Source organism: Bradyrhizobium sp. SZCCHNR1093, assembly GCF_032381175.1.
GTDB lineage: Bacteria > Pseudomonadota > Alphaproteobacteria > Rhizobiales > Xanthobacteraceae > Bradyrhizobium.
This window is the reverse complement of record NZ_JAUHJJ010000003.1, coordinates 587,748-600,557: the sequence shown is the minus strand read 5'-3', so window position 1 is coordinate 600,557 and position 12,810 is coordinate 587,748. Positions and strand designations below refer to the sequence as shown.

General features: G+C 64.6%; 10 protein-coding genes. 2 read left to right on the top strand and 8 right to left on the bottom strand.

Features of this window, described 5'->3' with window-relative positions:
* Positions 1 to 268: 268 nt before the first annotated feature.
* Together QX070_RS13740 and QX070_RS13735 are read right to left on the bottom strand one after the other, a co-directional pair.
* Complete coding sequence (locus tag QX070_RS13740; protein ID WP_315737565.1) at positions 269 to 2,230, bottom strand: alpha amylase C-terminal domain-containing protein; 1,962 nt, start codon at positions 2,228 to 2,230, stop codon at positions 269 to 271.
* 22 nt (positions 2,231 to 2,252) lie between these two features.
* Positions 2,253 to 2,624: a tRNA-binding protein gene (locus tag QX070_RS13735; RefSeq protein ID WP_315737564.1), complete on the bottom strand. Its 372-nt coding sequence runs from the start codon at positions 2,622 to 2,624 to the stop codon at positions 2,253 to 2,255.
* A gap of 593 nt (positions 2,625 to 3,217) precedes the next feature.
* Here QX070_RS13735 and QX070_RS13730 point away from each other — a divergent pair.
* Positions 3,218 to 4,174, top strand: a complete 957-nt coding sequence (locus QX070_RS13730) for an IS481 family transposase (RefSeq protein ID WP_315737563.1) — start codon at positions 3,218 to 3,220, stop codon at positions 4,172 to 4,174.
* On the opposite strand, the gene QX070_RS13725 is transcribed toward QX070_RS13730, so the two are convergent.
* On the bottom strand, positions 4,171 to 5,163 hold the full coding sequence (locus QX070_RS13725; protein ID WP_315737562.1) for an AraC family transcriptional regulator: 993 nt from the start codon (positions 5,161 to 5,163) through the stop codon (positions 4,171 to 4,173). The two genes, QX070_RS13730 and QX070_RS13725, sit on opposite strands and share 4 nt — an antisense overlap.
* A gap of 666 nt (positions 5,164 to 5,829) precedes the next feature.
* Here QX070_RS13725 and QX070_RS13720 point away from each other — a divergent pair.
* Positions 5,830 to 6,204: a hypothetical protein gene (locus QX070_RS13720; protein WP_315737561.1), complete on the top strand. Its 375-nt coding sequence runs from the start codon at positions 5,830 to 5,832 to the stop codon at positions 6,202 to 6,204.
* Between the two features lie 981 nt (positions 6,205 to 7,185).
* On the opposite strand, the gene QX070_RS13715 is transcribed toward QX070_RS13720, so the two are convergent.
* The 5 genes from QX070_RS13715 to QX070_RS13695 are packed head-to-tail and all read right to left on the bottom strand — an operon-like array spanning position 7,186 to position 12,653.
* On the bottom strand, positions 7,186 to 8,160 hold the full coding sequence (locus QX070_RS13715) for an oligopeptide/dipeptide ABC transporter ATP-binding protein (RefSeq protein ID WP_315737560.1): 975 nt from the start codon (positions 8,158 to 8,160) through the stop codon (positions 7,186 to 7,188).
* The gene (locus QX070_RS13710) at positions 8,157 to 9,146 is read right to left on the bottom strand and encodes an ABC transporter ATP-binding protein (protein WP_315737732.1); all 990 of its coding nucleotides are present in this window, start codon (positions 9,144 to 9,146) and stop codon (positions 8,157 to 8,159) included. The genes QX070_RS13715 and QX070_RS13710 overlap by 4 nt, the downstream gene beginning before the upstream one ends.
* A gap of 34 nt (positions 9,147 to 9,180) precedes the next feature.
* Complete coding sequence (locus tag QX070_RS13705) at positions 9,181 to 10,098, bottom strand: ABC transporter permease (RefSeq protein WP_315737559.1); 918 nt, start codon at positions 10,096 to 10,098, stop codon at positions 9,181 to 9,183.
* Positions 10,095 to 11,036, bottom strand: a complete 942-nt coding sequence (locus QX070_RS13700; RefSeq protein WP_315737558.1) for an ABC transporter permease — start codon at positions 11,034 to 11,036, stop codon at positions 10,095 to 10,097. The genes QX070_RS13705 and QX070_RS13700 overlap by 4 nt, the downstream gene beginning before the upstream one ends.
* 15 nt (positions 11,037 to 11,051) lie before the next feature.
* Positions 11,052 to 12,653 carry an ABC transporter substrate-binding protein gene (locus tag QX070_RS13695; RefSeq protein WP_315737557.1) on the bottom strand — a complete coding sequence of 534 codons (1,602 nt, stop codon included), beginning with the start codon at positions 12,651 to 12,653 and terminating at the stop codon, positions 11,052 to 11,054.
* Positions 12,654 to 12,810: the final 157 nt, after the last annotated feature.

Below are 12,810 nucleotides of genomic sequence, written 5' to 3'. Positions count from 1 at the left end.
CGAGCGCAGCGACGCAATCCAGACTGTCTCTGCGGAAAGATTCTGGATTGCTTCGCTGCGCTCGCAATGACGGAGGAAAGACCAAGCGTCCATCTTCCACATGTCGCCGCTGCGGGCGCGCTGCCGTAGGGTGGGCAAAGCGGCCGCCGAAGGCGGCAGCGTGCCCATCGTGGATCGGCGAGCTCGACGGCGAAGATGGTGGGCACGGCGCAATCCCGATCTGGGTCGTGGACAGAGCACGGCTGCGCCTTTGCCCACCCTACGGCCGTTACGCCCGCGCAAACACCAGCACGCCGTTCGCCGGGATCGTCACCATCGCCGAGCACGGCTGGCCGTGCAGCGCCGGGCCGCCTGCGATCACAGCGCCATTGTTGCCGACGACATCCGGATTGACCCAATTGTCGTAGACGTCGCTGTTGAACACCTCTTTCCACTGCCCGGCCGCCGGAAAGCCGATCGCGTAGTCGCGCCATGGCGTCTCGCTCAGGCTCACGATCACGACGACGTCGTCGCCCTGGCCATCCCAGCGGTGAAAGGCGAGCACGCGGTTGCCGTCATGGACGTGGACGATGGCGCAGCCTTCGGCGGTCAGCGCCGGATGGGTGCGGCGGATCGCGATCAGCTCGCTGGTAAAGCGCATCGCATCGGCGGTGACCTTGTCCTCGCCGTCAAGCAGCGCCCAACTGATCGTTGTGTCGGGGTTCGGCGTGTCGCTCCATGGTCTGTCCTCGAACAGTTCCTGGCCCATGAACAGCATCGGGATGCCCGGCGCGGTCAGCAACAGGCCCGTGGCGACGCGGCTGCGGCTGCGCGCATACCAGCAGCGGCTGTCGACGGGATCGGCGAGGCGCGGGATGCGCGGCTCGCGGCCGGCATAGACGATGTCGTGGTTCTCGATCGAGTTCACCGCGCGCCAGCGCTTGTCGAGGCTGAGATCGGCGATCGCCGCGGCGATCGGCTGCATCGCAACGGCAGCGCCGGCGCCTCCGGCCGCGCTGGCGACGGCGCCGCGCACAGCAAGGCGCAGGCCGTCGCTCCAGGTCGCGTCGAAGCCGGCGCCACCTTGTGCGATGTCCCTCACCACCCACGGGTTCACCGGCCAATATTCGGCGATCTGGAACGCGTCGGGCTTCTCGGCGCGCAGCGCCTCGGTGAGCTGCTGGCAGGTCGCCCAGCCGCCGAAGCGGTCCATCACGCTGACCTCGTCGAAGCGCAGGCCGTCGGCGTGGTACTCGCGGTACAGCATCACGGCATTGTCGACGAGGTACTGCCGCACGTCGGCGTTCCAATAGGCGAACACCTGGCCGCCGGCCCAGCCCTGGTCGGTGAAGTACAGGCTGCGGTTGGGATCGCCATAGGCCTGACGGTCGAAGAACCAGATGCTGTTCTCGTCAAAACCGCCGCCGGCGTGGTTGTAGACGACGTCGAACAGCACCGCGATGCCATGGACATGACAGACGTCGATCAAGGCGCGCAGTTGGTCGTCGCAATGACGCACGGTGTCGACGCCGGCGTAAGGCGCCGCGCCAGCCGCGACCAGGATATCATTGGTGCGGGCGACATAGGCGGCGAGATGCGCCTCCTCGGCCTCGCCATAGTCGGTTTCCGGGCTGAACAGGTCGGTGCCGTTGTAGCCCATGCTGAACATGGTCGGGAATTCCTGCACCGGCAGCAGCTCGATGGCGTTGATGCCGAGCTTCGCCAGGTGCGGCACGCGCTCGATCACGTCGAAGAAGCAGCCGTCGGGATTGCCCGCCTTCATGTCGAAGGTGCCGACGTGGAGCTGGTAGATCACGAGCTCGCTATAAGGCGGCGGTGTGAACGCGGTGTCGTGCCAGGGAAACGCGTTGGGATTACGCAGCACCGAATGCGATTGCGGGAACGGCGGATCGACGGTCAAGAGCCGCGCATGCGGATCGCGCTTGTAGCCCGAGGTGCCCTCGCCTTCGACGAAGTACATGTAGGCGTCGCCGTCCTTCAGGCCGGGGATGAAGATCGCCCAATGGCCGTTGCCGATCGGCGCCAGGCGGCAGCTCGCGTCCTGCGCCCAGTCGTTGAACGGGCCGGAGACGTAGACCGCCTTGGCATGCGGCGCGAACACGCGGAAGGTAGCGCCGCCGGTCACCAGGGTGCCGCCCATGGGAGCCTGGAGAAGATGCATCTGCCGCAGCGAAATCCTCAATCCTTCGGGGAATGGCGGCAGCGTAACAGGTTCGAGCAGCATATCCATGGTGGTCGGCTCTCCCCGGCGCTCAGAACAGCCGCGCGCCATTCGGCACGGGCTTGTCCGGCTGGAACAGCACGACGTTGCCGGCCTCGTCCGGGAAGCCGAGCGTCAGCACCTCGGACATGAACTTGCCGATCTGGCGCGGCGGGAAATTGACGACGCCGGCGACCTGGCGGCCGATCAGGGTGGCTGGATCGTAGAGCGTGGCGATCTGGGCGCTGGAGCGCCTGGTGCCGATGCCGGGCCCGAAATCGATCGTCAGCTTCAGCGACGGTTTGCGCGCCTCCGGATAGGGCTCGGCCGCGACGATGGTGCCGACGCGGATGTCGACGACCAGGAACTGGTCGAAGCTGATCCCTGCTGCCGCCGGCGCTGTGGGATCATGGGCAAGATGCATGGCGGCCTCATCGAACGCATGACCGCGCGGGAAGGCTTGCGGTGCCGACGCGGTCTGGGTCGGAATCTTTAATCGCCATAAGGGCTCCTGACAATGCACCCGCCCGGCGACGGCACGGCATGTGGACGATTGGCTGTATTGGTGTGGCAGGCCGGTCGCAGGGTGCGAAGCCCTCAATCGCAGGCTGGGCAAGCGGGGGTGCCGCTGCCCCGCATCGCCGAGCGGGAGGTGCGTGAATCGCCATGGAACGTCGCTATCCGGCGATTCGTCGCGTGCACGCCCTGACCCGCCCTGCAGCATGTCCGCCGCCGAGCGCAATGATTATGACACGTCGCCCGTAATGTCGCAGTTCGGTCGCTTTGCCTCCAGACACAGCACGGAGGCCCAGCCTGGCTGCGACTACTGGACATCATCAGCAAGCTTCGCCGGGCACAACCTGCCCACCGCGCGTTGCCGGCCCCGGCGCTCTTGGGAATGCTCCTGGCCGGCGCTTCTGTCAGGCGAGCTAGGTGTGGTGTCTCAGGAGGTTGTCCATCTGGTCTGAACCGAGGAAGCTGAGGTTGCGAAGCTTCAGTGTTCCAAGGAGAGACCAGATGAACGTCCACAAGAATGCGCCTTTGACGCCCAAAGGTCGAGAGGCGATGGTTCGAAGCGTGGTGGAGGGTGGGCTGAGCCAGGCCGGCGCGGCTGACCTCTTCAACACGACGCCGAAGACCGTCGCCAAATGGGTCAAGCGCTTCCGCGCAGAAGGTGTGGATGGCTTGCTCGACCGCTCGTCGCGACCTCATTCATCGCCGAGCCAAACCCCGTCAGCCACATGCACAGCCATCGAGGTCTTGCGCCGGCAGCGCCACACCGGCAAGCAGATCGCAGCCGAAGTCGAGGTGTCGCCGGCTACCGTCAGCCGTGTTCTTCGCCGTTTGGGCTTGAACCGGATACGCGACCTGGAGCCGGCCGAGCCGGTTCGTCGCTATGAGCGCGAGAACCCCGGCGAGATCATTCACATCGACATCAAAAAGCTCGGGCGTTTCGAGCGCGTCGGCCACCGCATTACCGGCGATCGGAGTGGTCCGAACAAGAGCCGCGGCGCCGGCTGGGATTTCGTCCACGTCTGCATTGACGACCACTCCCGCGTCGCCTTCTCCGAGATCAAGCCCGACGAGACGGCGGACAGCGCTGTTCCCTTTCTCAAGGCGGCTGTAGCCTATTACAGAAGCCTCGGCGTCACCGTCACGCGCGTCATGACTGACAATGGGAGCTGCTACCAGTCCTTCGCCTTCCGCGACGCTTGCCGGGACCTGGGCATCAAGCACATCCGCACCAAGCCCTACACGCCAAAAACTAACGGCAAGGCCGAGCGCTTCATCCAGACCGCACTTCGGGAATGGGCTTACGCCCAAGCCTATCCCACCTCAGATCGACGCGCCGAAGAGCTGCCGATCTGGCTGCACCAATACAACTGGCACCGGCCCCACGGTGGTATAAAATCTCAAACGCCGATCAGCAGACTCGGGTTGACCGAGGACAACCTCTTGAGGCTCCACAGCTAGGCGGCGCGCCGCCCGCGCGACAGAGTTTCGGATGGAAGCTCACCGAACATGTCGCGATAGTCTCTTGCGAAGTGTCCGAGATTTCCGAAGCCGCAATTGAAGGCGACTGCAGAGACGGAGGTGCGCTGATCTGCCCCCGAGAGCATCTGCTTTGCCCGCCGCAATCGCACCGTTTTCGCAAACGCCATCGGCGAGTATCCGCGGCTCTTCTTGAAAGCAGTATAGAGCGCGCGGATGCTGACGCCTGTCTGTGATGCCAACGCCTCGATCGTGATGGCGCGGTCCCAAGAGGCCTCGATATACTCTTCGGCCAGCCGGACGATCCGCGGCACGACGTCCTTTTCGGCTCTCTCCAACAGCTCGCTGAAATTGTGGCGGTGAGCCGACAGGAAGGAAACGATGAGAGCCTGCTCCAGTTCGACGAGCACCGTGCGTGGCAGCTCTGTAGCCGCAGCATCCAACTGATGAGCGAGGAACATCGCCAGATCGCGCAAGACCAGAGCGTTCGGCTGCACCGCAGCCGCTATGGGATCAAACTTGAGGACACCGGCTGGCTTTGCACCGAGCAGCGTCGTCAATGTCTGCTCCAACGCCCTCGCGCTTATTCGAAGAATGAGCTGCTCATAACCTGGCTCGAACACAATCTTGTTGGGCTCTCCCGGCGCAACTATGCAGGACTGCCGCTCGGTTATCGCGATCGCCGTGCCATTTAGAATGGTCACAGCGCTGCCCTTAAGGCCAATTTGCAGGCGCGCGAAGTCGCTCTCCGGGAACTCGACGACTGACCTTGCGCCGCCATATGCACAAAAGCCGAGGCCGATGCTCGCAAGCTGAAGGTAGTTGCCCACCCCCTGGAAGCCATCTGCGTTGGAGACTGCGAATCCAGTTGCCCCGTAGACCGTACGCAACGCGTGCTCCATCGCCTCCGGATCGTCTGTACGAATGACGGGAGCGCGGCTCAGCAGGCTCACGGATCGGTCGAGGTTCATCGGAGGATCGGTCCCCACTCTTATATGGTTTTTGCCAAAATATTGGAGCGTACGTCTTCGGGGCTGATCCAAGTCAACCTCCGAACACTTTCGTCAGGCGACAGGCGCCGCAGTTCCATCAGGTTCCCGTTTCTCACATGTTAATTCGAAAGGGTAATTGGCTAGTGATGCAGCTAATTCTGAGCAAAGTTTGCAGAGACTGGACTTGAGAATGACTTCAAAATCGCTGCGCGACGCGCTTCAATCTCGTTGAGATGAACAGGCCGCAGGTCTTCTCTGCGGCCGCAAGAGAGGAGACGAACGTGGCGGCACGGGACCAGTATTTCAGCCCGACGACGTGGAACTCATGAGGTCCGTACTGGACGAGGCGGTGATCATCCTGCCCACTGACACACCGCCAGTGTCTCACGTTTCCTATGGGACACAGTCCTCATGATTGGCTCTCAAGCTTGAGCGGGCGTCGTTCGCGTGCTGCTCGACGGCTTTGAGGGAATGGGGATCAGGTGATCAAGACAAGCGCCGCCCAACCGTCGACACTGGGCGCTTGAGATACTCGATATTGCGAAGCAGGTCACCGAAGCGATGAACTTATGACCTTGTCACAACGCGAGCCTGGCAACGTCCACACGCCTGTCGATATGAGGCGATATGAAGTGAGTCCTTATCATGCTTATCAAGACGGTCACGTTGCATTCTATTACTTATCTTGTAGGGATTACCAGTTCAGTGGCAGTGCACCAGGTCATCCCCTCGCCGGGCACAGCGATCATCTTCCAGTCTGGCACGACTGCAATACGTTATCAGCAGGTCGCCAATCGCTCGACCAAAAGCGATAAGTTGCCAATCAGGCACGCAAATCGTCAACTCAACGTGCCAGGTTCTAAATTCGGAACCGACTGCAAACCGCCAATTGATGTCCCTGGGCGCTGCTTTGCAGACGCCGAAGGGATCCGCAAGGTCGCGTTGTCCGCTCCCGGCCCCCTTCGTGGCATACCGATTGCTTTGAACCAAATCGGTCCTGATGCGACGGGTCTGGTGTAGTCGTGGTGCAGAAAAAAATGACCGATATTCGAGGCGGCGACCTGTCCAATCAGGCTGTATTGAAATCGCTAAGTAGACTCCGCGCAGCAAAGCTGCGCCTCGATCGGCCGACGTCGCTCCAATCGACAGAGGCCACCCTGTTGTCGCAGATCGCGCTTTGCGACGTTCTATTGGACGAAATTCAGTCGATCGCTTGCAGCCTAAAGCGGCCGAGGCCGTACCCCGGTGAGCCGACGGCTGGTCGGAACCGGGCACGGCTGTGGTACCGTTCCTCAAACATGGGGTGCAGCGCCGGCACGCGGCGCAGCGATGCCGCCTTCCACCGCTGGAGACGGGGCCGCGTGCCGTCGATTGACGAGGCCGGTGCGGCCGATGGGTCCCAGGGTCCCCCACGCGCATCGCGGCCGCTCGCCGCAGAGTCTCGCAGCCTCCCAAAACTCCGCTGTCTTCCCGGCGTACGCAGGGACCCATAACCACGGGGGATTGGTGACACGAGATGGCCCGACGCCCGCAGCCCAGCGGCCTTTCTTTACGGAGGATAGGTCCCGGGTCGGCGCCCCGCCGCCGCTTCGCGCCGTCGTGGCTTGCTCGGGACGACAACGGAGGTTGGCGGGAGAGCGGAGACGCGGATCAGTCGCCACGTAGCCCGGATGAGCGCAGCGACACATCCGGGTTCACCGACACGGCACGTGAGACCCCGCATGTCGCTGGCGCCGACGCGCGTCCCGCGCGCCGCCTATCGCTCATGCGGGCTACGCGCCGCACCCAGACAGATCCGCGCGAGAAACGCACCATCTCTCCTCCGTCATGGCGAGCGCAATGAAGCAATCCAGACTGCCCGCCGCGGAACGATTCTGGATTGCTTCGCTGCGCTTGCAACGACGATCGGCCCGACGGTCTCGTGCATCAAGCTGTCATTCGCACCGGGCGGTGGGCACGTCGCTGCGCGGCTTTCGCCGCGTAGCGCCTACACGACTACAACTACACATTCTCCAGATGGCACGCCACCCACTGGTCCTCGCCCTTCAGACGCAGCTCGGGCGCCTCCACTCGGCAGCGGTCGAATGCGAGCGGGCAGCGGGTGTTGAAGCGGCAGCCCTTGGGCGGGTTGACGGGGCTGGGAACATCGCCCTTGAGAATGATCGGGGTGCGCTCGGCGCCGGGCTCGGGAATTGGGACGGCTGAGAGAAGCGCCCTGGTGTAGGGATGGCCGGGGGACGCGAAGATCTGGCGGCGCGGGGCGAGCTCGACGATGCGGCCGAGATACATCACGGCGACGCGGTGCGTCATGTGCTCGACGATGGCGAGGTCGTGGCTGATGAAGAGGAGCGCGAGGCCGAACTCGCGCTGCAAATCCTGCAGCAGGTTGACGATCTGCGCCTTGACGGAGACGTCGAGCGCCGACACCGCCTCGTCACAAACGATCAGGTCGGGCTTGGCGGCGAGCGCGCGTGCAATGCCGATGCGCTGGCGCTGGCCGCCGGAGAATTCGTGCGGGCGGCGGTTCACGGCGTCGCGCGGCAGCCGGACGATCTCCATCAGCTCGGCAATGCGCGCATCGCGCTCGGCCGCAGTCTTGGCGAGGCCGAAATTGTTGATCGGCTCGGCGAGGATGTCGCGGATGCGCATCCGCGGATTGAGGCTGGAGAACGGATCCTGGAACACGACCTGCACGCGGCGGCGCATCTCGCGCAGGCGGTGCGGGCCGAGATCGTCGATGCGCAGGCCGTCGAGCACGATCTGTCCGGCCGTGATGTCGAACAGCCGCAGGATGGCGCGGCCGACGGTCGACTTGCCGCAGCCGGATTCGCCGACCAGCGACAGGGTCTCGCCGCGCGCGATCTCGAACGACACGCCGTCGACGGCGTGCACCCGGCTCTTGGCTCGGCCGAACAGGCCGCTGCGGATCGGAAAATGCTTCTTGAGGTCGTTGACCTGCAGCAAGGGAGCGCTCATGCGGCGGCCTGCTCCTTGGCGGCGAAGTGACAGGCAGCGATGTGGTGCGGCGCCTTCTGCTCCAGCCCCGGCGCATATTGCCGGCACACATCGGTGGCGAGCGCGCAGCGGCCGGCGAACACGCAGCCCTCGATGCGCTGCTTGAGGTCCGGCACCTGGCCGGGAATCTCCGCGAGCCGCTTGATCTCGCCCGACAGCGACGAGCCGAGCTTCGGCAGCGCGCCGAGCAGGCCCTGCGTGTAGGGATGGCGGGGGCTGCGGAACAGTTCCCTCACCGGCGCTTCTTCGACCTTGCGGCCCGCATACATCACCATCACCCGCTCGGCGACCTCGGCAACGACGCCGAGATCATGGGTGATCAGGATGATCGCAGCGCCGACGCGCTGCTTCAGTTCCAGCATCAGCTTGAGGATCTGCGCCTGGATGGTGACGTCGAGCGCGGTGGTCGGCTCGTCGGCGATCAGGAGCTTTGGATTGCAGGCGAGCGCCATCGCGATCATCACGCGCTGGCGCATGCCGCCGGAGAGCTGATGCGGATATTCGCGCACGCGCCGTGCCGGCTCGGGGATGCCGACCAGGGTCAGCATCTCCACCGCGCGCGCCTCCGCCTGCGCCTGGTCGAGCCCCTGATGCAGCCGCAAGGTCTCGCCGATCTGGCGGCCAACCGTCAGCACCGGGTTGAGGCTGGTCATCGGCTCCTGGAAGATCATCGAGATGTCGTTGCCGCGAAGCGCGCGCATCTCGCGGTCGGAGAGCGTCAGGATCTCCCTGCCCTCGAGGCGGATGGAGCCGGCGATCTTGCCGGGCGGCTCCGGGATCAGGCGCATCATCGACATCGACGTGACCGACTTGCCGCAGCCGGATTCACCGACGATGGCGAGCGTCTCGCCGGGATTGACGTGGAACGACACGCCGTCGACGGCGCGGTTGATGCCGGTGGGGGTGCGGAAATGAACCTGCAGATTCTCGACCTCGAGCAATGGCATCATTTGAGCTCCCGGCGGTCTCTGACTGCGCTGCTCATGGGTTCTTCGCCATGCGCGGGTCGAGCGCGTCGCGGAGGCCGTCGCCGACGAGATTTACCGCGAGCACCGTCACCGACAGGAACGCCGCCGGGAAGAACACGATGTAGGGCTTGACCTGCCACAGCGCGCGGCCTTCGGCCATGATGTTGCCCCAGGACGGGATGGTCGGCGGCGTGCCGGCGCCGATGAAGGAGAGGATCGCCTCGGTGATCATGGCGCTGGCGCAGATGTAGGTCGCCTGCACCAGCATCGGCGCGGTCGTGTTCGGCAGGATGTGGCGCAGGATGACCATCGGCGTGCGCGTGCCCGAGGCGACGGCGCCATCGACATAGGGCTGCTCTCGCAACGACAGCACGACGCCGCGCACCAGCCGCGCCACGCGCGGGATCTCGGCGATGGTGATGGCGAGGATGACGTTGCCGACGCTGCCGCGCGTCAGCGCCATCAGCGCCACCGCCAGCAAGATCGGCGGGATCGACATCAGCCCGTCCATGCAGCGCATCAGCACGCCGTCGGCCCAGCGCACGAAGCCGGCGACGAGGCCGATGGTCAGCCCGATCAAGGAGGCGCCAAGCGCCACCGCGAGGCCAACCGTGAGCGAGACACGGGTGCCATAGAGCACGCGGGAATAGATGTCGCGGCCGAGCGCATCGGTGCCGAACCAGAAATCCGCCGACGGCAGCCGCGTGCGCTTGGCCGGCGCGATCGCGGTGGGATCGACGGTGAAGAGGAATGGCGCGAACACGCCGATGATGACGAGCAGAAGCAGCAGTGCGCCGCCGATCGCCACCGTCGGATGGTTGCGCAGGAAGCCGATGGCGCCGCGCCGGATCTTCGGCGCAACCATCAGGTCGGGCAGAACAGGCGCGAGGACGAGGCCCGGCGGCGGCGATGTGGATGTCGTGGCGGTCAATAGCGGATCCTCGGGTCGACCAGGGTGTAGGTGATGTCGATCAGGAGATTGACGAGCACGTAGACGAAGCTGAACAGCAGCACGATGCCCTGGATCACCGGATAGTCACGGCGCAGGATGGCATCGATGGTGAGCCGGCCGAGACCAGGGATCGCGAACACGCTCTCGGTGACGACGGCGCCGCCGATCAGAAGCGCGATGCCGATGCCGACCACGGTGACGATCGGCACCGCGGCATTCTTCAGCGCATGAATGAACAGGATGCCGCCCTGCCCCAGCCCCTTGGCGCGGGCGGTGCGGATATAGTCCTGCTGCAGCACCTCGAGCATGGCGGCGCGGGTGATGCGCGCGATCAACGCGATGTAGACGCAGCCGAGCGCGATCGCGGGCAGGATCAGGTTCTGCAGCCACGGCCAGACGCCTTGGGCCAGCGGCGTGTAGCCCTGCACCGGAAGCCAGTCGAACTTCAGCGCGAACACGTAGGCCAGGATGTAGCCGACCACGAACACCGGCACCGAGAAGCCGAACACGGCAAAGGCCATGATGATGCGGTCGATCCAGGTCCCTGCCTTCCACGCAGCGATGACGCCGAGCGGCACCGCGACGATGATGGTGAGGACCAAAGTCACCATCATCAGTGACAAGGTCGGCTCGATCCGCTGGGCGATCAGGGCCGACACCGGCAGGTTGGTGAAGATCGAGGTGCCCAGATCGAAGTGCAGCAGACGCCATACCCAGCTGCCGAACTGGACCAGAAATGGCTGGTCCAGTCCGAGATTGGCGCGGATGCGCTCGACGTCGGCCGGACTCGCCTGGTCGCCTGCAATGACAACGGCCGGATCGCCCGGCGCGATGTACAGCAGGCTGAAGACGAACAGCGCGACGATCGCCATCACCGGCAGCGTCGACAGGACTCGTCGGAGCGCATAAGCGAGCATGAGACGTCTTTCGCTTTACGCCGTCTTCGACACGCCCCAGAACAGCGGGATCGGCCCCTTGGTCACGCCGGAGACGTTCTTGCGCCACGCGGTGTAGCCGAGGAAGAAGCCGGTCGGCGCGAACACGACGTCGTCGAGCGCGGCCTTGTTGATGCGCGCGGCAACCGCCTTCTCCTCGTCGAGCGACTTGGCGGCGAACCAGTTGGTGATCTCCTTTTCCACGGGCTCGCTGGTCGGCCAGCCGAACCAGGCCTTGTCGCCATTGGCGCGCAGCGCGGTGTAGGCGGCCGGGTTGATGCAGTCGGCGCCTGCGTGCCAGGTGTGGAACATGTGCCAGCCGCCTTGCGAAGGCGGCGTCTTCTGCGCGCGGCGGGCGCCGACGGTGCCCCAATCGGTGGCGACGAAGTCGACGGTCATGCCGAGCTTCTTCAGGAGATCAGCGGTAACGTCGCCGAACGCCTTGGTGATCGGCTGGTCCTGCGCGACGACGCAGGTGATCGGCTCACCCTTGTAGCCGGCCTCCTCGAGCAGCTTCTTGGCCGCCGCGAAATCGCGTTTGCCTTTGAGGATGTCGCCGCCCGCCTCGGTATAGAGCGGCGTGTCCGGCGTGAAGAAGCCGGGCAGCGGCTTCCACAGCGCGTTGTCGTCGCCGACCAGCGCGCGCATATAATCTTCCTGGCTCATCGCCATCAGGATCGCCTGGCGCGCCTTCACGTTGTTGAACGGCGCATGCAGGTGGTTCATGCGGAACGAGCCGACATTGCCCAGGGGATCGCCGATGTCGACGCCGATGTTCTTGTTGCCCTTCAGCACCGGCACGAGATCGGTGATCGGGTTCTCCCACCAGTCGACCTCGCCGTTCTGCAACGCGGCGGCCGCGGTCGCGGGATCCGGCATGATCACCCATTCGACGCGATCGACCAGCACCTGCTTGCCGCCGGCGAGCCACACCGGCTTCTCCTGGCGCGGCACGTAGTCGGTGAACTTCTCGAACACGGCCTTGGCGCCCGGCACCCACTCGCCCTTGACGAACTTGAACGGGCCAGAGCCGACATATTCCGCCATCTGCTTGAACGGGTCGGTCTGCGCAATGCGCTCGGGCATGATGAAGGCGCAGGGCGCATTGCCCTTGCCGAGCGCGAACAGCATCTTCGGATAGGGCTGCTTCAACACCCATTTGAAGGTCTTGTCGTCGACGGCCGTGAGTTCGTTCTGCAGCGCCTTCAGCATCAGACCCATCGGATCGCGCGCCGACCAGCGCGTGAGGCTGGCGACGACGTCCTTGGCGAGCACCGGCTCGCCGTCGTGGAATTTCAGGCCGGGACGCAGCTTGAAGGTCCAGGTCAGGCCGTCGTCGGACACCTGCTCGGATTCCACCATCTGGCGCTGCGGCACGAACTGGTCGTCGATGCCGTACAGCGTATCCCACACCATCGCGGCCGCGTTGCGCACGACATATTGCGTGCCCCAGATCGGATCGAAATTGGCGAGATTGGCCTGCGGCACGAAACGCAGCGTCCGTGCGGACGCGCCTTGCGCGATCGCCGGCGCCGCGAACCCCGTCAGCGCCAGGCCACTCGCGCCCGCCAATCCCTTCAATACCGTTCTGCGATCCATGTTCTCTCCTGATGCAACTTGCCTGAGTTCAATTGCCGAAATTGTAAGCAAGGCCCATGCCATGCGCGCGAAGGGGATTCATTTGAACGCAAATGAGGCATGAGGCGCAAGGGCGCAGGTGCCGTAGGGTGGGCAAAGGCGATGCGATAATCCCTCC

Excerpts from the sequence above, each read along its gene's own strand:
- QX070_RS13700 (WP_315737558.1), bottom strand. The coding sequence starts at position 11,036 with ATGCTCGCTTATGCGCTCCGACGAGTCCTGTCGACGCTGCCGGTGATG.
- QX070_RS13725 (WP_315737562.1), bottom strand. The coding sequence starts at position 5,163 with ATGAACCTCGACCGATCCGTGAGCCTGCTGAGCCGCGCTCCCGTCATT.
- QX070_RS13740 (WP_315737565.1), bottom strand. The coding sequence starts at position 2,230 with ATGGATATGCTGCTCGAACCTGTTACGCTGCCGCCATTCCCCGAAGGA.
- QX070_RS13735 (WP_315737564.1), bottom strand. The coding sequence starts at position 2,624 with ATGCATCTTGCCCATGATCCCACAGCGCCGGCGGCAGCAGGGATCAGC.
- QX070_RS13710 (WP_315737732.1), bottom strand. The coding sequence starts at position 9,146 with ATGCCATTGCTCGAGGTCGAGAATCTGCAGGTTCATTTCCGCACCCCC.
- QX070_RS13720 (WP_315737561.1), top strand. The coding sequence starts at position 5,830 with ATGCTTATCAAGACGGTCACGTTGCATTCTATTACTTATCTTGTAGGG.
- QX070_RS13695 (WP_315737557.1), bottom strand. The coding sequence starts at position 12,653 with ATGGATCGCAGAACGGTATTGAAGGGATTGGCGGGCGCGAGTGGCCTG.
- QX070_RS13715 (WP_315737560.1), bottom strand. The coding sequence starts at position 8,160 with ATGAGCGCTCCCTTGCTGCAGGTCAACGACCTCAAGAAGCATTTTCCG.
- QX070_RS13730 (WP_315737563.1), top strand. The coding sequence starts at position 3,218 with ATGAACGTCCACAAGAATGCGCCTTTGACGCCCAAAGGTCGAGAGGCG.